The organism is Comamonas sp. UBA7528 (assembly GCF_002479375.1).
In the GTDB taxonomy this organism is placed as follows: Bacteria; Pseudomonadota; Gammaproteobacteria; order Burkholderiales; family Burkholderiaceae_C; genus Comamonas.
This window is the reverse complement of sequence record NZ_DLMU01000014.1, coordinates 49,062-70,700: the sequence shown is the minus strand read 5'-3', so window position 1 is coordinate 70,700 and position 21,639 is coordinate 49,062. Positions and strand designations below refer to the sequence as shown.

The following is a 21,639-nucleotide window of genomic DNA, read 5'->3' as shown; positions in this document are numbered from 1 at the left end:
TCCCATTTTTGAAGAGACAACGGCATGACGCCCATCATCACCAGCCTGCTCGACACGGACTTGTACAAGTTCACCATGTGGCAGGCCATGCTGCACCGCAACCCCCAGACCACCGCCGAGTACCGCTTTGCCTGCCGCAATGCCACGGCCTTTCCGCTGGCCGAGCTGGAAGCAGAGGTGCGCGCCGAAATCGACCACCTCTGCGATCTGCGCTTCACCAAGGACGAGCTGGATTACGTGGGCAGCCTGCGCTACATCAAGAGCGACTTCATCGACTACCTGCGCCTGTTTCAGTACCAGCGGGACTTCATCACCATCAAAGGCCAGGCCGACGGCAGCCTGTCCATCGAAGCCCATGGCCCCCAGGTGCATGTGATGGGCTTCGAGATTCCGGTGCTGTGCATCGTCAACGAGCTGTATTTCCGCCGCCTGCAGCAGCCCGGCACGCTGGAGGAAGGGCGCCGGCGCCTGCAGGCCAAGATCGACCAGATGCGCGCCTTGAAGGGCGGCCCTACGCTGGCCCACCCGTTCGAGGTGTCGGACTTCGGCCTGCGCCGGCGCTTTTCCGGCACCTGGCAGCGCGAAGTGGTCGGCACCCTGGCACGCGAGGTGCCGCAGTGGTTCAAGGGCACCTCCAGCGTGCTGCTGGCGCGCGATCTGGACATCTCGCCCATCGGCACCATGGCCCATGAATACATGCAGAGCTACCAGTCGCAAGGGGTGCGCCTGCGCGATTTCCAGAAGGCCGCGCTGGAAGACTGGGTGCAGGAATACCGGGGCGACCTGGGGATTGCGCTGACCGACACCGTGGGCATGGACGCCTTCCTGGAAGACTTCGACCTGTACTTCGCCAAGCTGTTCGATGGGCTGCGCCACGACTCGGGCGACCCCTTCGAGTGGGGGGAGAAAGCCCTGCGCCACTACCGTTCGCTGCGCATCAACACCCACAGCAAGCGCCTGGTGTTCTCCGACGGGCTGGACCTGGACAAGGCGCTGGCGCTGTGGCGCCACTTCGCCCCGCACATCCAGCTGGGTTTTGGCATCGGCACCAACCTCACCAACGATGTGGGCCTGCAGCCGCTGAACATTGTGATGAAGCTCACCCGCGCCAACGGCCAGCCGGTGGCCAAGATCTCCGACACGCCGGGCAAGACGCTGTGCGAAGACGAGACCTACCTCGCCTACCTGCGCCAGGTGTTCCACATCCCTGCCGCGGCCTGAACGCCGGCCACCGACACCGCCCCTGCACCGAATCCCCGCTTTCAAGGAGTCCTCCATGCTGCGCATCACCCTGGCCCAACTGAATATGACGGTGGGCGACGTCTCCGGCAATCTGCGCAAGATGGAAACGGCCGCACGCCAAGCCCACGAGGCCCAGGCAGACCTGGTGGTGTTTTCCGAGCTGTCGCTGTGCGGCTACTACCCCGAGGACATGCTGGACGAGCCGGCCTTTCTGGCCCGCTGTGCGCGCGGCCTGCAGGAGCTGCTGGCCGCCACGCGCCAGTGGCCCGGACTGTGCTGGGTGGTGGGCGCCCCCACGCCCGCCCACGGCCCGGGCAAGCGCCTGCACAACAGCCTGCTGGTACTGCAGGACGGCCAGGTCAAGCTGCAGTACGACAAGCAGCTGCTGCCCACCTACAACATCTTTGACGAGCGCCGCCACTTTGAGCCCGGACGCGATGTGGCCAAGGTGCTGCGCGTGGGCGATGCCCAGGTGGGCTTTCTGATCTGCGAAGACGGCTGGAACGACAGCGGCAGCGACTATGCCGTGAACCCGTTCGAACGCATGGCCGACGCCGCCCCCGACGTGGTGGTCAGCATCAATGCCAGCCCCTCCAACGTGGGCCGGCGCGAACAGCGCCACCAGGTGTTCAGCGCCGCCGCACGCCGCCACGGCCTGCCCATCGTCTATGTCAATCAGGTGGGCGGGCATGACCAGATCGTGTTCGACGGTGCCTCATTTGCCATCGAGCCCGCCAGCGGCGTGGTGTTCGAGGCCGAGCGCTTTGCCGAGCACATCACCACGCTGCAACTGCAACGCGGCTGTTTTTCCCTCGGCAATGGCACTCCCACCCGGCCGGTGCCCGCGCAAGGCCTGTCCACCATGGCCTTCTACCGCGCACAGACCCGGCTGGGCCTGCGTGACTATGCCCGGCGCTGCGGTTTTCGCAAGGTGGTGGTGGGCAGCAGCGGCGGCATCGACAGCGCGCTGACCCTGGCCCTGGCCGCCGAAGCGCTGGGGCCGGAGAACGTGACCGCCATCACCATGCCCAGCCGCATTTCCAGCAGCGGATCGGTGGACGATTCCATCGCCCTGTGCCGCAACCTGGGCGTGGAGCTGATCCACCACCCCATTGCCGCCCAAGTCGATGCATTTGCCCAGCAGTTCCAGGCCAGCTTTGGCGAACCGCTGGGGGGGCTGACGCTGGAGAATCTGCAGGCCCGCGTGCGCGGCACGGTGCTGATGGAGTACTCCAACTGCTATGGCCACCTGCTGCTGACCACCGGCAACAAGTCCGAGCTGTCGGTCGGCTACTGCACGCTGTATGGCGACACCAATGGCGGCCTGGGCCTGCTGGGCGACCTGTACAAGACCGAGGTGTTTGCGCTGGCACGCCACATCAACGAAGCCCATGGCCGCGAGGTGATTCCGCAGACCATCATCGACAAGCCGCCATCGGCCGAACTGGCGCCGGGACAGACCGACCAGGACAACCTTCCCCCCTATACGCTGCTGGACGCCATCCTCAAGCTGCTGATCGAAGGCAACGGCCTGTCCGCCGCAGAGCATCTGGCGGCGCAGGAGACCGTGAACATGCTGCAGGCCACGCCCGAAGGCAAGGCCATGGTCGAGAAAGTCCGCCATTTGCTGCACCGCAGCGAATACAAGCGCCACCAGACCCCCCCGGTCATCCGCCTGCGCCAGCGTGCGTTCGGCAGCGGCCGGCAGATGCCGATTGCGGCCAGCTATGACTGGAGCGCATGACCGCCTTGCTGGATCGCCTGCCGCGCCAGGATGGGGTAAAAGCCCCATTCCGGTCTGCGCAATCATCTATCAAAATTGCAGCAGCCCGTGCGCCAGCAGACTGCAACTGCACCGAAAATAGCACCCAAACGAGACCGCCTCTGCAGCCGCCCTCCACCGTGATGGGCATGGCTGCAACGCCCCTGGAGACCCTGCCATGACCACCGCACCGAAAGCCGCTCCCCACACCGCCGTGCTGATCGGGCGCTTCCAGCCTTTTCACAACGGTCACCTGGCCTTGCTGCAGCAGGCACTGGCGCGTGCCGAGCAGGTGGTGGTGGTGCTGGGCAGCGCCGGTCAGGCGCGCAGCCCCAAGAACCCTTTCACCTGGCAGGAGCGCGCCGCGCTGATCCAGGCCTCCCTGCCCAACGCCGACCAGGCCCGCGTGCGCTGCCTGCCCATGCGCGACTTCTACGACGAGCCCCGCTGGGTGGCAGCCGTGCGTGCCGGCGTGCAGGCCCTGGTACCGCCGGGGGGCCGCATTGCGCTGGTGGGCCATTTCAAGGACGTCAGCAGCGACTACCTGGCGCGCTTTCCCGGTTGGGAGCTGGCCAGCCTGCCGCGCCAGGGGAACTTTGACGCCACCCCCGTGCGCGATGCCTACCTGGGCACACCCACTGCCGAACTGGCCGCGCTGTGGCCCGCACTGGAGACCCAGGTGCCGCCCGCCGTGCTGCGCTTTCTGCAGGAATGGGCGCGCACGCCGCAGTACGCGGAAATCCAGCAGGAGTGGCAGATGATCCGGGGCTACCAGGCCGCCTGGTCCAGCGCGCCCTACCCCCCGGTGTTTGTGACGGTCGATGGCTTTGTGCGCTGCAACGAGCACCTGCTGCTGGTGCAGCGCGGCCACCGCCCCGGCAAAGGCCTGTGGGCCCTGCCCGGCGGTTTTGTGGAGCCGCGCGATACGCTGTGGCAGTCCTGCCTGCGCGAGCTGCAGGAGGAAACCCTGTTCCCGCTGAGCGAGGCCCAGCTGCGCGAGCGGCTGCAGGGCGTGGAAGTGTTTGACCACCCGGACCGCAGCCTCCGCGGGCGCACCATCACCCATGTGCATGCACTGGACCTGGGCGATGCCCCAGGCACCGCTCTGCCCGCCGTCACCGGCGGCGACGATGCGGCCCTGGCCCGCTGGGTTCCCATCCAGGACCTGCCGTCCATGGAGTCCCAGTTCTTCGAAGACCACTTCCATGTGGTGCGCCGCTGCATGGAGCGCTTTGCCGGCTGGGAAATGCCGGTGCAGCCGCTGCACGCCTGAAGCGCGGGCGATCCAGCCCGCCCCCAGGGCCGACAGGCCTTAAAACCCCATTCAATTTCATAGCTGCATGCACAGATACCATCTGCGCACGCAGCTATTTCTTTCCTCTTTTTTCCATGTCCCAACTGAACATCCGCCCGGCCGCCATCGGTGATACCGACACCATCCTGCGCTTCATCCGCGAGCTGGCCATCTACGAAAAAGCCGAGCACGAGGTGCAGTCCACCCCGGCACACATCCACCGCACGCTGTTTGCTGCGCAGCCTACCGTCCATGGCCTGATCTGCGAGCTGGACGGCGCCCCCATCGGCTTTGCCATCTACTTCTTCAACTATTCCACCTGGCAGGGCCAGCATGGGCTGTACCTGGAAGACCTGTACGTCACGCCCCAGCAACGCGGCGTGGGCGCTGGCAAGGCATTGCTGCAGCACCTGGCCCGGATCGCACTGGAAAAAGATTGCGGCCGTTTCGAGTGGAGCGTGCTGGACTGGAACACCCCGTCCATTGCGTTCTACGACAGCCTGGGCGCCAAGCCCCAGAGCGAATGGATTCGCTACCGCATGACGGGCGAAGCCCTGCAGCAACTGGCCCACGGCCCGCAAGCCCCGGCACTCTGATTCCTCCGGGGCGCCAGACAGCAATCCGGCAGGGCCGTCAGAACGATACGGCCATGCCCGGCACATCCACACGGATCAGCGGGCGCTGCAGCACCGCAGCGGCCGCACGGCCGAAGGTCTCGCGCCAGACGGCATCGCCCTGCAGCTGACGCTGGCCGGCACGGGCCACCACCAGCACCTTGTCAGCCAGCAGCACCTTGCCGCTGGGGCGCAGCGGTTCGCACTCCAGTGCGGTGAACTGTTCGTCCAACCAGCGGCGGCCGTCTTCGTTCGCCATCGCCGGCACATGGGTCAGGTCGATGCGGAGCTCCTGCCCCGCAGCCAGGTTGATGATGACTTCGTGCTGCATGTTGCGCCTTTCGTTCTCACAGATCGGGGAGGGTGGACGCTCTTGCGCCCGCCATGGCCTCAGCCCGGCACCGGCACCTGACCGGCGCCAGACGGTCGGAACACGGCCCGGATGGTGTGTGCGCAGTGTCCATGAAAAAAGGAGCCGCCTGGATGGGCAACTCCTTGTTTTCAGGGCAATCACTGATGGAAATCAGCGTTGCACGGGCGGATGAAGCTCTGTTTTTCAGAGCAAAAGTCGCCCCCACTACATTCAGGCCGCCACCAAGGCCTGTTCGGCCTCCGCCAGCACGCTGCGGCGGGCTTGGACGGCGTCGGCCAGCACCTGCAGCGTGGACAAGGTGTCGTCCCAGCCGATGCAGGCGTCGGTGATGCTCTGCCCATAGGCCAGAGCGCAGGCGTCGTCCTTGCCCGGGGTGAACTTCTGGGCGCCGGCCACCAGGTGGCTTTCCAGCATCACACCGAAGATCTGGTTCGAGCCGCCACGCATCTGGTCGGCGATGTCGGCGGCCACGTCCTTCTGGCGCTCGTGCTGCTTGGAACTGTTGGCATGGCTGCAGTCCACCATCAGCGTGGCCGGCAGGCCGGCCTTTTCCAGATCGGCACAGGCGGCGGACACATGGGCAGCGTAGTAGTTGGGGGTCTTGCCACCGCGCAGGATGACGTGGCAGTCGGGGTTGCCCGAGGTGTTGACGATCGCCACCTGGCCGTTCTTGTGCACCGACAGGAAGTGGTGGCCACGGCTGGCGGACTGGATGGCGTCGGTGGCAATGCGGATATTGCCGTCGGTGCCGTTCTTGAAGCCGATGGGCGCCGAGATGCCCGAGGCCAGCTCGCGGTGCACCTGGCTTTCGGTGGTGCGGGCTCCGATGGCGCCCCAGCTGATCAAATCGCCGATGTACTGGGGCGAGATCACGTCCAGGAACTCGCTGGCCGCCGGCACGCCCAGGCGGTTGATGTCGATCAGCAGCTGGCGCGCAATGCGCAGGCCTTCGTCGATGCGGTAGCTGCCATCCAGGTAGGGGTCGTTGATCAGGCCCTTCCAGCCCACGGTGGTACGGGGCTTTTCGAAGTACACGCGCATCACCACTTCCAGGCGGTCCTTGTACTGCTCGCGCACCACGGCCAGGCGGCGGGCGTACTCCAGTGCGGCGGCGGGATCGTGGATGGAACAGGGGCCCACAATGACCAGCAGGCGGTCATCCTGGTTGCGCATGATGCGCTGGATGCTGTTGCGGGTGCCGCTCACCAGGGTTTCCACGGCTGTGCCGTCGATGGGGAAGAAGCGGATCAGGTGCTCGGGAGGGGGCAACACGGTAATGTCCTCAATGCGTTCGTCGTCGGTCTGGCCAGTCTTTTCAGTCTTTTGCACAGAGCGATACCAAGCGTCGCCGGAGGAGGTGTGGTGAGCGTTCATGTCAGCCTCGTGGTCCTGTTGGATGTGTGGAAGTGAAGGGGTGAAAAAAAACCGCCGGGCTTTTCAGCTTCGGCGGTTTTTTGGGAGGTGTTCGTGTGTGCGAGCGCTTGCCTCTCATCCGCCTGGGACCGAGAACCAAAAGTAAAAATAGAAAGCGCTGCGTACTTGCATAGCGGTTGAATGTAGCACCGCTCATGCGGCAGCGCAACACCCGCCCCACCACTCAACGCAGGAAAATTCCGAAAAACCCAATAAAAAACGCCACACCGTTTGCACGGTGCAGCGTTTTTCGCGAACTGCGCAGGAATCCTGCGAAATTTCAACAATTAAGCGGTGCCACCCACCGTCAGTCCGTCAATGCGCATGGTCGGCTGGCCCACACCCACCGGCACGCTCTGGCCTTCCTTGCCGCAGGTGCCCACACCGCTGTCCAGGCGCATGTCGTTGCCGATCAGGCTGACCTTCTTCATGCACTCGGGACCGTTGCCCACCAAGGTGGCGCCCTTGACGGGATACTGGATCTTGCCGTTTTCCACCCAGTAGGCCTGGCTGGCCGAGAACACGAACTTGCCGCTGGTGATGTCCACCTGGCCGCCCCCGAAGTTGGTGGCGTACAGGCCCTTCTTGATGGAAGCGACGATTTCCTGCGGATCCTTGTCGCCACCCAGCATATAGGTGTTGGTCATGCGCGGCATGGGCAGGTGGGCATAGCTTTCGCGGCGGCCATTGCCGGTGGGCTTGACGCCCATCAGGCGGGCGTTCATCGCGTCCTGCATATAGCCCTTCAGGATGCCGTCCTCGATCAGCACATTGGCCTGCGAAGGACAGCCTTCATCGTCCACGTTCAGCGAACCGCGGCGGTCGGTCAGCGTGCCGTCGTCCAGGATGGTGACGCCCTTGGCGGCCACGCGCTGGCCGATGCGCCCGCTGAAGGCGCTGGAACCCTTGCGGTTGAAGTCGCCTTCCAGGCCATGGCCCACGGCCTCGTGCAGCAGCACACCCGGCCAGCCCGAGCCCAACACCACGGTCATCATGCCGGCCGGCGCGGGGCGCGATTCCAGGTTGACCAGGGCCTGGTCCACGGCTTCGTCCACGTACTGGGCAATCTGCTCGTCGCTGAAGTACGCCAGGCCGAAGCGACCGCCACCGCCGGACGACCCCACCTCGCGGCGGCCGCTCTGCTCGGCAATCACCGTCACCGACAGACGCACCAGCGGGCGCACATCGGCGGCCAGCGTGCCATCGGCACGAGCCACCATGACCACGTCGTACTCGCTGGCCAGACCGGCCATCACCTGCACGATGCGCGGGTCCTTGGCACGGGCCAGTGTTTCGACCTTGCCCAGCAGCTCCACCTTGGCAGTACTGTCCATGGACGCGATCGGGTCCAGACCGGCGTACAGCGTGCGGCTGGGCGCGATCTTGGCCTTGGGGATGCGCACCTTGCGGCTTTGTGTGGCCGAGGAAATGGCGCGCACGGCCCGCGCTGCGTCCAGCAACGAGGCTTCGGAAATATCGTCGGAGTACGCGAAAGCGGTTTTCTCACCGCTGACCGCACGCACGCCCACGCCCTGGTCGATGGAGAAAGAGCCGGTCTTGACGATGCCCTCTTCCAGGCTCCAGCCTTCGGCGCGGGTGTACTGGAAATAGAGGTCGGCGTCGTCCACCTGGTGGGCGCGGATCTCGGCCAGCGCAGCGCCGAGGTGGCGCTCGTCCAGCCCAAAAGGTTCAAGCAGCAGTTGCCGGGCCGTGGCCAGGCGCTCGATGGTCGGTTCGCGGGAGATCATGGCAAGCATTGTAGGCAAGCCACCATGCCCCCGCCTCTAAACGGGCCGCTGGGCGCCGTACGGCACCCGTGGTGTCAGGCGGTCTGGTCGTCCAGCGCCGCTTCCGGCGCATTGGCCTGCACCGAGGCAATGCCGGCGTCGCGCGCCGACTCGCTGGAATACATCTGGCTCTGGCCGATCACCTGGCCGTTCGTGGCCTTGAGGGTGAAGTACGGCGATCCGTCCTTGGCCTGCAGCTTGTCAAAGCGCGCCACATCGGCTGCGTTCTTGCGCACCGAGGCAATGCCGTTGCTGGCACTGGCCTTGGCCTCATAGACCTCGCTGGTCAGGATGACCTGGCCATTGCCGGCCAGCAGATTGAAGCTGAACTTGCCGTTCGAGGTCTTTTTCAGGGCGAATTTGGCGGCCATGGGCATTGCTCCTCACAACTGGACATGAAAAAACCGCCGTGCGAACTTCCCACCAGAGAAATCCGACACGGCGGCCTGCCAGTTGTACTCCAGCCCATCGCGGCAGGCAAGAGCCTGTCACCGGTCCTGGCAATCCTTCACAAACGCGAGCCGACTTCCTTGGGCACATTGCGCTGGTGGCGCGCCACCGACATCAGCACCCCCAGCGCCAGCCCCAGCGTGACCATGGCCGTGCCGCCGTAGCTGACGAACGGCAGCGGCACCCCCACCACCGGCAGGATGCCGCTGACCATGCCCATGTTCACAAAGGCGTAGGTGAAGAAGATCATGGCCACGGCCGCGCCCATCAGGCGCGCGAACAGCGTGTTGGCGTGCATGGCAATCGCCAGGCCGCGCCACACCAGCAGCAGGAAACCGATGATCAGCAGGCTGTTGCCCAGCAGCCCGAACTCTTCAGAGAAGGCCGCAAAGATGAAGTCGGTGGTGCGTTCGGGAATGAATTCCAGGTGGGTCTGCGTGCCAGCCATGAAGCCCTTGCCCCAGACGCCGCCGGAGCCGATGGCGATCATGCCCTGGATGATGTGGAACCCCTTGCCCAGCGGATCGCGCGTAGGATCGAGCAGCGTGCACACCCGGGTGCGCTGGTAATCGTGCAGAAAGTACCAGCTCACGCCATCGGCGCACAGCGTGGGTTCGTTCCAGATGATCAGCGCAATGCCCACTACGCCTAGCACCACCGGCGGCACGATCAGCTTCCAGGACAGCCCGGCAAAAAAGATCACCGCCAGCCCTGCGGCCATCACCAGCAGCGAGGTGCCTAGGTCCGGCTGCTTCATGATCAGGCCCACGGGCACCAGCAGCAGCACGAAGGCGATCACAAAGTCCATGGCCCGGCGCTGGCCCTCGCGCATCTGGAACCACCAGGCCAGCATCAGCGGCGTGGCGATCTTCAGCAGCTCGGAAGGCTGGATGACCACCCCCACATTCACCCAGCGGGTGGCCCCCTTCTTGGTGATGCCGAACAGCAGCACGGCCACCAGCAGGGCCACACCCAGCGTATACAGTGGCACGGCCAGCAGCATGATGCGCTGCGGAGGCACCTGGGCCACCACGAACAGCAGACCGGCGGCCAGCAGCATGTTGCGACCATGGTCCACAAAGCGCGTGCCATGGTCATAGCCGGCGGAATACATGGCCAGCAGACCGATACACGCCAGCAAACCCACGCACAGCAGCAACGGATAGTCGAAGTTGCGAAACAGCGGCACAAAGCGCTGCAGCAGGGAAGGTTTGTCGATTTCGGCGGCCATAAGCCCGCCATTATCGCGGGGCGGCTGCGCCCTGCACCGGCCAGGGGGCACCCTGGCTGTCATCCATCCCTACGGCCCAGCGGCTACCATGCAGGGATGGCGACCACCACCCACCTGCTGTACCTGCACGGCTTTCGCTCCTCCCCGCAATCGGCCAAGGCCCAGGCCATGGCGGCCCATATGCACCACCACCACCCCGACGTGCACTGGTGGTGCCCGCAGCTGCCGCCGTCCCCCCGGGAGGCCATGGAACTGGTGGCCGACGGCGTGCGCGACTGGCCGGCGGACCAGATGGCGGTGATCGGCTCCTCGCTGGGCGGCTTCTATGCCAGCTGGGTGGCCCACCTCAAGGGCTGCCCCAGCGTGCTGATCAACCCGGCCGCCTACCCCGACCGCGACCTGGAGCGCTATATCGGCGAGCACAGCAGCTGGCACGACCCGGAGACCCGCTTTTTCTTCCGCCCCGAATACATTTCCGAGCTGCAGGCCCTGGGCCTGCACGGCAAGGCCCCGGCCGGGCGGGAACTGGGCCTGTTTGCCAAGGGCGACGAGCTGCTGGACTGGCGTGAGATGCTGGCCCGCTACCCGCTGGCCGAGCATATCCTCATCGAAGGCAGCGACCATGCGCTCAGCGGTTTCGAGGCCTATATCCCCGACATCTGCGACTTTCTGCAACTGGCCTGAGCAGGCGGCCCGGCATCCCCCGTGGTGCCACTGCGACGAAAGGACAAAGCCGGCATGGGAAAATGCCGCCCATGCACGCATTGTTTGAAGACGCCGGCAAATTCCTGGCTGGCCGTATCCTGTCCGAGGCCGAGTCCTCCTCCCAAATCGAGCTTGGCACCGGCAAACGGGTCAAGGTCAAGGCTGCCAACATCCTGCTGAAGTTCGAGAAGCCCGAGCCGGCAGCGCTGATGTCCGAGGCCGAAGACATTGCCGCCACCGTGGAGCTGGACCTGGCCTGGGAATTCGCCCCCGAAGAAGAGTTCGGCTTTGCCGACATTGCGCGCGACTATTTCTCCGAGAGCGCGCCGCTGGCCCAGCAGGCCGGCATGCTGTTTGCGCTGTATGGCGCCCCCCACTACTTCCGCCGCGCCGGCAAGGGCCGTTTCAAGAAGGCACCGGCCGAAATCCTGCAGCAGGCCCTGGCCGCCATCGAGAAGAAAAAGCTGCTCCAGGCCCAGATCGACGGCTGGGCGCAGGAACTGGTGGCGGGCACCTGCCCGCAGCCCATCCGCGAGCAGCTCTACAAGATTCTGTTCCGCCCCGACAAGAACGCCCCTGAGTACAAGGCCGTGGTCGAGGCCAGCCGCAACGCCCAGAAAGCGCCGCTGGACCTGCTGCAGACGGCTGGAGCCATCGACTCGGCCTACCAGTTCCACTGGCAGCGCTTTCTGTTCGACAACTTCCCCAAGGGCACGGGCTTCCCGGCCATCACCGCCCCCCAGCCGCCGGCCGATCTGCCGCTGGCCGATGTGCGGGCCTACTCCATCGACGATTCGATGACCACCGAAATCGACGATGCCCTGTCCGTCCAGGGCCTGGGCAGCGGCAAGGTCACGCTGGGCATCCACATTGCTGCGCCGGGTCTGGCCATCCAGCCCGGCTCCGACCTGGACAAGCTGGGCCGCAACCGCCTGTCCACCGTCTACATGCCCGGCTACAAGATCACCATGCTGCCGGACGAGGTGGTGCGCATCTACACGCTGGACGAAGGCCGTGCCAACCCCGCCGTGTCGCTGTATGTGACCTATGACGAGACCACGTTCGAGGTGCTGGCCAAGGAGACCAAACTGGAACGCGTGCCGGTGGTGACCAATTTCCGCCACGACAAGCTGGACCACATCGTCACCGAGGAATGGCTGAGCGACAGCAGCCTCGAGGTCGAGAACACCCCGGCCAACCTGCTGGCCGTGCGCGACCAGCTGTCCTTTCTGCACAAGCTGGCGCGGCACCTGAAGGCCGAGCGCGAAGTGGTGCGCGGCAAGCCCGAGAACTTCTCGCGCCCCGACTACACCTTCCGCCTGGAAGGCAATGGCGATGGCGAACCCAACGGCAGCGAAAAGGTCAGCATCACCGTGCGCAAGCGCGGTGCCGCGCTGGACCTGATCGTGGCCGAGGCCGCCATTGTCGCCAACAGCAGCTGGGGCCTGATGCTGGCCGAATACGGCGTGCCCGGCATCTACCGCAGCCAGGCCAGCCTGGCGCCGGGCGTGAAGGTGCGCATGTCCACCAAGGCCCTGCCCCACGCCGGCATCGGCGTGAAAGCCTATTCCTGGGCCACCTCGCCGCTGCGCCGCTACACCGATCTGGTGAACCAGTGGCAGATCATTGCCTGCGCCCGCCACGGCGCCACGGCCGCCCTGGCGGCACCGTTCAAGCCCAAGGATGCCGAGCTGTTCGGCATCATCAGCAGCTTTGACGGCGCTTACAGTGCCTACAACGGCTACCAGGCCGGCATGGAACGCTTCTGGACGCTGAAGTACCTGGAACAGAACGGCATCACCGAACTGGAAGCCGCAGTCATCAAGGACAACGGCCCCGCCGGGATGCTGGTGCGCGCCGACACGCTGCCTCTGGTCATCTCGGTTCTGGGTGCGCAAAACCTGCCACGTGGCGCCCGCATCCGCGTGAAGCTGGGCGAGATCGACGAGATCACGCTGGACATCCACGGCACGGTGCTGGAACGCCTGGACGACCCGGATGACACCAGCGACGACGCGCCGGTGGACGAGGTGTCGGAAGAAGACGACAACGTGGCCGGCCCGATCGCCATTGCCGTGGATGTGAACGACAGCGAAGGCGCCAGCGCCGATAATCCCGCTCCGTGACCCTGCCTGCCGCCCTCCGCTCCCTGTCCCCCCTGTCGATTGCACTGGGGGTCTCGGTGGCCGTCCACGCGGTGCTGCTGAGCGTGCGCTTTGTTGCGCCCGAGCAGTTCAACCGCGTGTTCCAGGACACCCCGCTGGAGGTGATTCTGGTCAACGCCCACACCCAGGAGCGACCGGACAAAGCCCAGGCCATCGCCCAGGCGGCGCTGGCCGGCGGCGGCGATGCCGCCCAGGGCCGGGCCACCAGCCCCATGCCCTACTCGGCCATCACGGCCATTGGCGATGATTTCGAGAACCGCCAGCGCGAGATCGATGCCATGCAGCAGCAGCAGAGCGTGCTGCTGACCCAGCTGCGCAAGCAACTGGCCACACTGCCGCAGCAGGACCCGACCCAGCAGGCGTCCAGCAAGCAGGCGGCGCAGGAACAGGAACGCCGCCAGCAGCTGGTCAAACTGCTAGCCGAAATCGAAAAGCGGATCAACGAAGAGAACGCCCGCCCCAAGAAACGCTACATCAGCCCCGCCACGCGCGAGGAGGTCTACGCGGTCTACTACGACGCGCTGCGCCGCAAGGTGGAAGACAAGGGCACCGAGAATTTCCCTGAGCAGGCCGGCAAGAAACTCTATGGCGAGCTGACCATGATCCTGACCGTCAACCACGACGGCAAGGTGCTGGCCACCGAAGTGGTGCAGGGCTCGGGCAACCGCCAGCTCGACACCCGTGCCGAGGCCATTGCCCGCGCCGCCGGCCCCTACGGCCACTTTGGCCCGGCCATGCGCGCCAAGGCCGACCAGATCGCCGTGGTCTCCCGCTTCAAGTTCACCCGCGACCAGACGCTGCAGACCGATGTCCGGTGAGCGGCAGACCACCCCGCTGCGCGGCGAACCCCAGCCGTTTCGCCGCCGCCCCATGCCTGCCCGGACACTGCGGCCCTGCCCTGTTTTCCGGATTTCACGCTGCCCGTTGGCCAGCGCCCACACATGACTGCTGCTCCTGACTCCTACTGCGTAATGGGCAACCCCGTGGCCCACAGCCGCTCGCCCTGGATCCATGCCCGCTTCGCCGCGCTGACCGACCAGGCACTGCAGTACGACCGCTGCCTGGTGCCGCTGGACGGCTTTGCCGCTGCGCTGGCGGGCTTCGCCGCCGCCGGCGGCCAGGGCTGCAACATCACCGTGCCTTTCAAGCTGGAAGCGGCCCAGGCGGCCACCCGGCACAGCCCGCGCGTGGCACTGGCAGGTGCGGCCAACACCCTGGCCCGGCAGAGCGATGGCAGCTGGTATGCCGACAACACCGACGGACTGGGCCTGGTGGCCGACATCACCCGCAATGCCGGCGTGGCACTGGCCGGCAAGGACATTCTGCTGATCGGTGCCGGAGGCGCCGCGGCCGGTGTGCTCGGCCCGCTGCTGGAGCAGTCACCCCGCCGCATCGTGGTCTGCAACCGCACGGCAGCCAAGGCCGAAGCGCTGGTCGTCCAGCATGCGGAACTGGCTGCACGCCAGAACGTGGTGCTGCAGGCACAAGCGCAGCAGGCGCTGGACGGTAACTTTGACGTGGTCATCAACGGCACGGCCGCCAGCCTGCAAGGTGCGGGCGTTCCCGTGCCGGCCACGGTGCTGCGCCCCGGCAGCCTGGCCTACGACATGATGTACGGCCCCGCCGCTGCCGCGTTCCTGGACTGGGCCGCGCTGCACGGTGCCACGAGCCGCGACGGCCTGGGCATGCTGGTGGAACAGGCCGCGGAATCCTTCGCGCTGTGGCGCGGTGTGCGTCCGCCTTCGGCCCAGGTGCTGGCCGAACTGCGCGCCCTGCTGGCCACCGAAACCGGCCACTGAGCCCGGGTCGACGGAGTCTGCGCATGAAGGCATTCGAGCGTTGGCTGGGTCTGGTGCTGCTGGCGGCAGTGGGACTGCAGCTGTTCTTTGTGCTGCGCATCGGGCTGATGGTGGTGGTGGCGCCCGAATCCACCACCTTCCAGCGCTCGGAAATGTGGCAGCAGTGGAAAGACGGTGCCGAGCGTCCCTGGCAGCAGCACTGGGTGGACTATGCCCGGATCTCGGACCACCTCAAGCGCGCCGTGCTGACCTCGGAAGACGACCAGTTCGTGGAACACAGCGGCGTGCGCTGGGACGCCATCGAACGTGCCATGGAGCGCAACGCCAAGGAAGAACACCGCGCGGCGCGCAAGCAGTCCACCCGGCCTGCGCGCCTGTTTGGCGGCTCCACCATCACCCAGCAGCTGGCCAAGAACCTGCTGCTGTCCGGCGAGCGCAACATCCTGCGCAAAGGCCAGGAGCTGGTGCTGGCCCACCTGCTGGAGCTGCTGCTGAGCAAGCAGCGCATTCTGGAGATCTACCTCAATAGCGTGGAATGGGGCAACGGCATCTTTGGTGCCGAGGCCGCAGCCAGGCATTACTTCGGCAAGAGCGCCGCCGGGCTGACCCCGGCCGAAGCCGCCCGCCTGGCGGTGATGCTGCCCAACCCGCGCCACTTCGAGGCCAACCCGCGCTCGCCCTACCTGAACCAGCGCAGCAGTGCCATCCAGCGCCGCATGGCGGCCACGCCGCTACCGTGAGGGAGCCATCCCGTCCATCTCGCCGTACAGGAACATGAGCTGCAGCGCGGTCAGCGTTTCCTCATGCAGGCGTTTCAGCGCCGCATCGCGGGCAGGGACGATGATGGCGTAGCCGCGCGCATCCAGTGCGAACGGGCTGCCCAGCAGCTCCGCCATGTCGATGGTGTAGTAGGACCGGTCGCCATAGGGACGCTTGCCGTCGATGAAGGGCATGGGCCACAGCGGCTCGGCCTCGGTACTCTCGTCCAGCACGGCGTCCAGACTGCGCCCCTCCAGCTCCTGCCAGATGGCACCGCGCAGCAGGATCAGATGTTCTGCACGCAGCTGGAACTGGCCCTGCTGTACCCCGGGCAGTTGGTCCTGCAGCGCGGCAGGCACCGCATAGCGCCCCGGCGGCAGGCGCGCCTGCTCCACAAAGGGCCATACCCAGCGCGCCACCTCCACCAGCCTGCGCCTGGCCAAAGCCGCATCCTCTGTCGCCAGCAGCTGCTGCGCCACCTCGACGCTGGAGGCGTCTCCGCGCAACGGTTCCCTTGGATCCACACCCGGTGCGCCCGACTCCACCGGCAGCCACCAGACCCGCAGCGCGCGCACCAGTTTCAGGTGCTCCGGGGTGAAAGGCGGCAGGGCTTTGGCCTGGAACACCTGCTGCACGATCTCCGCATGGCTGGAAGCGGGCGTGGTGGCCAGCACCGCGATGCGCCAGCCCAGGAACAGCAGCACGGCGGCACCCAGCCCCCACACTCCGCGCCACAAGGCGCGCAACAGACGTCGGTGGGCAGGCAGGGACATGGGCACACACAGCGGGCAAACAAGCAGGACGCGCAGTGTATCCCGGGCATGGGGCACAATCGCCGGGCGGCGCGGTGTGCGCCGCCCCCTCTTTGTTCACAGCACTTCTTCATGCGCATTCTCGGTATCGACCCCGGCCTGCAAACCACCGGCTTCGGCGTGGTGGACCGCGAAGGCCAGCAGCTGCGCTATGTGGCCTGCGGCACCATCCGCACCACGCGCACGCCGGGGGTGGAGCTGGGCGATCTGCCGGCGCGGCTGAAGATCCTGTACGAAGGCATTGGCGAGGTCATCACCCGCTACCAGCCGGCCACCGCGTCCGTCGAAATCGTCTTCGTCAACGTCAACCCCCAGTCCACGCTGCTGCTGGGGCAGGCCCGGGGGGCGGCCATTGCGGCCCTGGTGATGCACGGGCTGCCGGTGGCCGAATACACGGCGCTGCAGATGAAGAAAGCCATCACCGGCCACGGACGAGCAGCCAAGGACCAGGTGCAGGAGATGGTCAAACGCATGCTCCACCTGCCCGGTCTGCCCGGCCCCGATGCGGCCGATGCCCTGGGCCTGGCCATCACCCATGCCCATGCCGGCCATGTGATGGACCGGCTGGCCCAGGAGACCACCTTGCAGCGCCGCCAGCATGCGCTGTACAAAGGCGGACGCACCTACTGAGTGCCCGCACCCCAGCGGCACCTCTCGCTCCGCTGGCGGCATGCCGCAATGCAAAAAGGCACCCCACAGGGTGCCTTTTTTGCTGACGGGCGCCGAGACTCAGTAGCGCACGCCGCTCAGGATCAGCTGGGTGATCACGCCAGTGGCAATCGCCACCAGCATGTAGTCGCCGCCGTACTGCACCCAGTGGTAGCCGCGGGGCGGCGCATTCAGGTGGTGGCCACGCCAGTCCTGCACCACATACTGTGGTCCGCGGTACTGCGGAGGCACGCGGTGCCCCTTGACCCAGCGGTGGTCAGGGCCGGCGCCACGGCGGAAATCACGGTCGTCCCGGCGGTCATCTCTCCGGTCGTCGCGGCGGTGGTCACGGTCCCAGTCGCGGCGGTCATTGCGGCGGTCATCGTGCTTGTAATGGCCATTGCCCTGGGAATGCGAAGGCGGACCGCGGCGGTCGTCATTGCGGTGGGGCTGGGCCTGTGCGACAGCCGACATGCCCATGCCAAGGGCCAGGGCTGCTGCCAGTGCAGACATTTTTTTCATCGGACACTCCTTTCCTGGGGTGAGAAGGGCCGGCCAAGGACCGGCATGTACTCCATCATGCACCGATTGCAGCGGTGCGCACACGCTGCAGCGCCGGTTTTACCGCAGCTTTGCGGCAAGGTGACAGTGCTTTGCAAACCGTAAATTGCGTGACAGAAAGTCTGTGGAACGCAGCATGCGCGAGCCCATGGTGCCACGCCGTCAGACGATGCGCCCGAAGATCAGCACCGCAAAAAAGGCCAGTGCGGCCACCACGGTCCACTTCAGCACCAGCAGCCCCCAGCGCCGGTACTGCACCTTGCCGGTGCCCAGGTAGAACACAAAGCACAGGGCAGACCCCAGCAGCAACAGGGAGGCCAGCCAGCGAAAGATCAGCATCTGCAGGCGCCCGGAACCGGCTTACCAGGCCTGGGCGAGCTGGGCAAAGCCCGCTGGCGCCTTGCGGTCGCTGTCAAAGCTGACCACTTCCCAGGCCGAGGGGTCGGCCATCAGCGCGCGCAGCAGCTGGTTGTTCATGCCGTGGCCCGAACGGAAAGCGCTGTAGGCCGCCAGCAGCGGCTTGCCCACAGCGTACAGATCGCCCATGGCGTCCAGGATCTTGTGCTTGGCGAACTCGTCGTCATAGCGCAGGCCGTCGCTGTTCAGGACCTTGTAGTCGTCCATGACGATGGCGTTGTCCAGTCCGCCGCCCAGGGCCAGACCGTTGTTGCGCAGCATCTCCACATCCTTGGTGAAGCCGAAGGTGCGGGCCCGGGCGATGTCGCGCGGGTAGTTGCCGGCGCCCAGATCGAACTCCACCGACTGGCCGGTGGAATCCACGGCCGGGTGGGCAAAGTCGATGTCAAAGCGCAGCTTGAAGCCATGGTAGGGCTCGAAGCGGGCCCATTTCAGATTCGCCCCCTCGCCTTCGCGCACCTCCACCGGCTTGGTCACCCGGATGAAACGGCGGGGCGCATTCTGGGTTTCGATGCCGGCGCTCTGCAGCAGAAACACAAAGGACGACGAAGAACCATCCAGGATGGGCACTTCCTCGGCCGTGATGTCGATATAGAGGTTGTCAATGCCCAGGCCGCACAGAGCGGACATCAGGTGCTCGATGGTGTGCACCTTGGCACTGCCCGTGGCAATGGTGGTGGCCATGCGCGTGTCGGCCACCGACATGGCATTGACGGGAATGTCCACCGGCTCCGGCAAATCCACACGCCGGAAGACGATGCCGGTATCGGGCTGCGCCGGGCGCAAGGTCATCTCGACCCGCTGGCCGCTGTGCAGACCCATGCCCACGGCACGGGTGATGGTCTTGAGGGTGCGTTGCTGAAGCATGGTGTCAATTTTACCGATCTGCGGCATTTTCCTGCCGGGCACGGTCATGGGAAATCCCAATAGCTGCGATTGCTGCAGTGCCATTGCCGGGCAAAAAAATGGGCCCGAGCGCTTGCGCGCTGCGGGCCTGCTGGTGGTTTTACGGGAAACCGTCAGTCAGCCTGCTTGCGCAGGAAAGCCGGGATTTCCAGATCGTCCATGCCGCCGGAGGACAGCGCGTCCACACGGGCTGCGGCCTGGGTGCGGTTGGTACGCCACACGCTGGGCACGTTCATGCCGCCGTAGTCGGCCTGGCCCACCGCACCGATAGAGGGAGCGGCGCCGGTCACTGCGGCACCCATGGAGGCCGTCGGCATGGCGTACATGCCGTCGGTACCGGTGCGCAGACCGCCCTGCACCACCGACATCGGCTGGCGGCGGGCGTTCTGGCGGGCCAGACCGGTGGCCACCACGGTCACGCGGATGTCGTCACCCAGCGAGTCGTCGTAGGCTGCACCGTAGATCACGTGCGCATCGGGCGAAGCGTAGGCATTGATGGTAGACATGGCCAGACGCGACTCCGACAGCTTCAGGCTGCCCTTGGCGGCGGTCACCAGCACCAGCACACCGCGGGCGCCCGACAGGTCGATGCCTTCCAGCAGCGGGCAGGCCACAGCCTGTTCGGCCGCGATGCGGGCGCGGTCCGGACCGGATGCGCGGGCCGTGCCCATCATGGCCTTGCCGGGCTCGCCCATCACGGTGCGCACGTCTTCAAAGTCGACGTTCACATGGCCGTATTCATTGATGATTTCGGCAATGCCGCCCACCGCGTTCTTCAGCACGTCGTTGGCGTGTGCGAAGGCTTCGTCCTGGGAGATATCGTCACCCAGCACTTCCAGCAGCTTTTCGTTCAGCACCACGATCAGCGAATCGACGTTGGCTTCCAGCTCGGACAGGCCGCCATCGGCGTTGGACATGCGGCGGCTGCCTTCCCAGTCGAAGGGCTTGGTCACCACGCCCACAGTCAGGATGCCCATTTCCTTGGCCACACGGGCAATCACCGGTGCGGCGCCGGTGCCGGTGCCGCCACCCATGCCGGCCGTGATGAACAGCATGTGGGCGCCATCGATGGCAGCGCGGATGTCTTCGACCGCCACTTCAGCAGCATCACGGCCCTTGTCGGGCTTGCTGCCGGCACCCAGACCGCTTTGGCCCAGCTGGATCGTGCGGTGTGCATTGCTGCGGATCAGTGCCTGGGCGTCCGTGTTGGCGCAGACAAACTCCACACCCTGCACATTGCAGGCAATCATGTGCTCCACGGCATTGCTGCCACCGCCGCCCACGCCGATCACCTTGATTCGTGTGCCCTGGTTGAATTCTTCGGCTTCGATCATTTCGATGGTCATGTTGGTGCTCCTGAAATTTCTACGTAATTGGTCACTGCTGCTGTCGTTTTGGCTGTTCTTCGGTATCGCTGATAGCGAAAATCCGTGGGAGGCCCCGTGATGCGCAAACGTCGAGAGCACATAGTTAGAAGTTTCCCACAATGAAGTCTTTGAATCGCCCAAAAGCGGTCTTCACAGACCCACTCTTTTGTGCCACCTTGAAACCGCGCATACGCGCCATGCGAGCCTCCTCCAACAATCCCATCACCGTGGCCGAGCGCGGTTGCGCCACCATGTCGGCCAAGGCGCTGGCGTACTGAGGTACTCCGCGGCGCACGGGTTTGAGGAAAATGTCTTCGCCCAGCTCCACCATGCCGGGCATCACGGCGCTGCCGCCTGTGAGCACGATCCCGGAGGACAGGACTTCTTCGTAACCGGACTCGCGGATGACCTGGTGCACCAGCGAGAAGATTTCTTCCACACGCGGCTCGATCACGCCGGCCAGCGCCTGCTTGCTGATCATGCGGGGGCTGCGATCGCCCAGACCCGGCACTTCGACCTGGCTGTCCGGGTCGGCCAGCATCTGCTTGGCGTAGCCGCTTTCGACCTTGATGTCTTCCGCGTCCTTGGTGGGGGTGCGCAGCGCCATGGCGATGTCGCTGGTGATCAGGTCGCCGGCGATCGGGATCACGGCCGTGTGGCGGATCGCACCGCCGGTGAAGATGGCGACATCGGTGGTGCCGGCGCCGATGTCCACCAGGGCCACGCCCAGTTCGCGCTCGTCATCGGTCAGCACGGCCTGGCTGGCGGCCAGCGGGTTCAGCAGCAGCTGTTCCACTTCCAGGCCGCAGCGGCGCACGCACTTGATGATGTTCTCGGCCGCGCTCTGTGCCCCGGTCACGATGTGCACCTTGGCTTCCAGGCGGATGCCGCTCATGCCGATCGGCTCTTTCACATCCTGGCCGTCGATCACGAATTCCTGGGGCTCCACCAACAGCAGACGCTGGTCGGACGAGATGCTGACGGCCTTGGCGGTCTCGATCACGCGGGCCACATCGGCCTGGGTGACTTCCTTGTCCTTGATGGCCACCATGCCGCTCTGGTTCAGGCCCCGGATATGGCTGCCGGTGATGCCGGTGTGCACGCGCTGGATCTTGCAGTCGGCCATCAGCTCGGCCTCCTTCAGCGCCTGCTGGATGCTTTGCACCGTGGCGTCGATGTTCACCACCACGCCGCGCTTGAGGCCGTTGCTGGGTGCCACACCCAGCCCCGCCAGCTTGAGTTCTCCGCCAGGCATGACTTCGGCGACAACGGCCATGACCTTGGCGGTACCAATGTCCAGTCCCACGACCACGTCTTTGTATTCTCTTGCCATA

The 21,639-nt window shown here is 65.7% G+C and carries 21 protein-coding genes; 10 read left to right on the top strand and 11 right to left on the bottom strand.

Features of this window, described 5'->3' with window-relative positions:
• Nucleotides 1-24: 24 nt before the first annotated feature.
• From pncB to B3349_RS16025, 4 genes are all read left to right on the top strand, one after another.
• Nucleotides 25-1,221 carry a nicotinate phosphoribosyltransferase gene (gene pncB / locus B3349_RS16040; protein WP_291590233.1) on the top strand — a complete coding sequence of 399 codons (1,197 nt, stop codon included), beginning with the start codon at nt 25-27 and terminating at the stop codon, nt 1,219-1,221.
• Between the two features lie 55 nt (nt 1,222-1,276).
• Complete coding sequence (locus B3349_RS16035) at nt 1,277-2,986, top strand: NAD+ synthase (protein WP_291590232.1); 1,710 nt, start codon at nt 1,277-1,279, stop codon at nt 2,984-2,986.
• A 196-nt stretch (nt 2,987-3,182) separates the two neighbouring features.
• Nucleotides 3,183-4,277 carry a bifunctional nicotinamide-nucleotide adenylyltransferase/Nudix hydroxylase gene (locus B3349_RS16030; RefSeq protein WP_291590231.1) on the top strand — a complete coding sequence of 365 codons (1,095 nt, stop codon included), beginning with the start codon at nt 3,183-3,185 and terminating at the stop codon, nt 4,275-4,277.
• 116 nt (nt 4,278-4,393) lie between these two features.
• Nucleotides 4,394-4,894 (top strand): GNAT family N-acetyltransferase, encoded by a 501-nt coding sequence (locus B3349_RS16025; RefSeq protein WP_291590230.1) that lies wholly within the window; start codon nt 4,394-4,396, stop codon nt 4,892-4,894.
• Between the two features lie 37 nt (nt 4,895-4,931).
• Here B3349_RS16025 and B3349_RS16020 read toward each other — a convergent pair whose 3' ends face one another.
• The 5 genes from B3349_RS16020 to rodA form a co-directional block, all read right to left on the bottom strand.
• Complete coding sequence (locus B3349_RS16020; RefSeq protein ID WP_283338524.1) at nt 4,932-5,243, bottom strand: hypothetical protein; 312 nt, start codon at nt 5,241-5,243, stop codon at nt 4,932-4,934.
• 252 nt (nt 5,244-5,495) lie between these two features.
• The gene (locus B3349_RS16015; protein ID WP_291590229.1) at nt 5,496-6,659 is read right to left on the bottom strand and encodes a 3-deoxy-7-phosphoheptulonate synthase; all 1,164 of its coding nucleotides are present in this window, start codon (nt 6,657-6,659) and stop codon (nt 5,496-5,498) included.
• A 326-nt stretch (nt 6,660-6,985) separates the two neighbouring features.
• Entirely contained in the window at nt 6,986-8,446 is a 1,461-nt protein-coding gene (gene tldD, locus B3349_RS16010) for a metalloprotease TldD (RefSeq protein ID WP_218333534.1), read from the bottom strand.
• A 74-nt stretch (nt 8,447-8,520) separates the two neighbouring features.
• Nucleotides 8,521-8,856 (bottom strand): YegP family protein, encoded by a 336-nt coding sequence (locus tag B3349_RS16005; RefSeq protein ID WP_066537844.1) that lies wholly within the window; start codon nt 8,854-8,856, stop codon nt 8,521-8,523.
• 137 nt (nt 8,857-8,993) lie between these two features.
• Nucleotides 8,994-10,166: a rod shape-determining protein RodA gene (gene rodA, locus B3349_RS16000; RefSeq protein WP_291590223.1), complete on the bottom strand. Its 1,173-nt coding sequence runs from the start codon at nt 10,164-10,166 to the stop codon at nt 8,994-8,996.
• A 96-nt stretch (nt 10,167-10,262) separates the two neighbouring features.
• On the opposite strand from rodA, the gene B3349_RS15995 reads away from it, so the two are divergent.
• The 5 genes from B3349_RS15995 (at nt 10,263) to mtgA (ending at nt 15,575) form a co-directional block, all read left to right on the top strand.
• Complete coding sequence (locus B3349_RS15995; protein WP_291590221.1) at nt 10,263-10,850, top strand: YqiA/YcfP family alpha/beta fold hydrolase; 588 nt, start codon at nt 10,263-10,265, stop codon at nt 10,848-10,850.
• A 71-nt stretch (nt 10,851-10,921) separates the two neighbouring features.
• Nucleotides 10,922-12,997 (top strand): ribonuclease catalytic domain-containing protein, encoded by a 2,076-nt coding sequence (locus tag B3349_RS15990; protein WP_291590220.1) that lies wholly within the window; start codon nt 10,922-10,924, stop codon nt 12,995-12,997.
• Complete coding sequence (locus B3349_RS15985; protein WP_291590218.1) at nt 12,994-13,854, top strand: energy transducer TonB; 861 nt, start codon at nt 12,994-12,996, stop codon at nt 13,852-13,854. Before B3349_RS15990 ends, B3349_RS15985 begins: the two co-directional genes overlap by 4 nt.
• 123 nt (nt 13,855-13,977) lie before the next feature.
• On the top strand, nt 13,978-14,835 hold the full coding sequence (gene aroE, locus B3349_RS15980) for a shikimate dehydrogenase (protein ID WP_291590215.1): 858 nt from the start codon (nt 13,978-13,980) through the stop codon (nt 14,833-14,835).
• 23 nt (nt 14,836-14,858) lie between these two features.
• Nucleotides 14,859-15,575 (top strand): monofunctional biosynthetic peptidoglycan transglycosylase, encoded by a 717-nt coding sequence (gene mtgA / locus B3349_RS15975; RefSeq protein ID WP_291590213.1) that lies wholly within the window; start codon nt 14,859-14,861, stop codon nt 15,573-15,575.
• Here the strand turns inward: mtgA and B3349_RS15970 are convergent.
• Complete coding sequence (locus B3349_RS15970) at nt 15,567-16,367, bottom strand: hypothetical protein (protein WP_291590212.1); 801 nt, start codon at nt 16,365-16,367, stop codon at nt 15,567-15,569. The two genes, mtgA and B3349_RS15970, sit on opposite strands and share 9 nt — an antisense overlap.
• A gap of 111 nt (nt 16,368-16,478) precedes the next feature.
• Here B3349_RS15970 and ruvC point away from each other — a divergent pair, with 111 nt between their 5' ends.
• Nucleotides 16,479-17,036 (top strand): crossover junction endodeoxyribonuclease RuvC, encoded by a 558-nt coding sequence (ruvC, locus tag B3349_RS15965; protein ID WP_291590210.1) that lies wholly within the window; start codon nt 16,479-16,481, stop codon nt 17,034-17,036.
• Nucleotides 17,037-17,135: 99 nt separating this feature from the next.
• Here ruvC and B3349_RS15960 read toward each other — a convergent pair whose 3' ends face one another.
• The 5 genes from B3349_RS15960 to ftsA form a co-directional block, all read right to left on the bottom strand.
• Nucleotides 17,136-17,576, bottom strand: coding sequence for an RcnB family protein (locus tag B3349_RS15960; protein WP_291590207.1), 441 nt, complete (start codon nt 17,574-17,576; stop codon nt 17,136-17,138).
• 201 nt (nt 17,577-17,777) lie between these two features.
• Nucleotides 17,778-17,954, bottom strand: a complete 177-nt coding sequence (locus tag B3349_RS15955) for a hypothetical protein (RefSeq protein WP_291590205.1) — start codon at nt 17,952-17,954, stop codon at nt 17,778-17,780.
• A gap of 21 nt (nt 17,955-17,975) precedes the next feature.
• On the bottom strand, nt 17,976-18,899 hold the full coding sequence (gene lpxC, locus B3349_RS15950; RefSeq protein ID WP_066537848.1) for a UDP-3-O-acyl-N-acetylglucosamine deacetylase: 924 nt from the start codon (nt 18,897-18,899) through the stop codon (nt 17,976-17,978).
• Nucleotides 18,900-19,051: 152 nt separating this feature from the next.
• Complete coding sequence (ftsZ, locus tag B3349_RS15945; RefSeq protein ID WP_280012946.1) at nt 19,052-20,284, bottom strand: cell division protein FtsZ; 1,233 nt, start codon at nt 20,282-20,284, stop codon at nt 19,052-19,054.
• A gap of 124 nt (nt 20,285-20,408) precedes the next feature.
• Nucleotides 20,409-21,638 (bottom strand): cell division protein FtsA, encoded by a 1,230-nt coding sequence (ftsA, locus tag B3349_RS15940; protein ID WP_066537764.1) that lies wholly within the window; start codon nt 21,636-21,638, stop codon nt 20,409-20,411.
• Between the last annotated feature and the right edge of the window lies 1 nt (nt 21,639).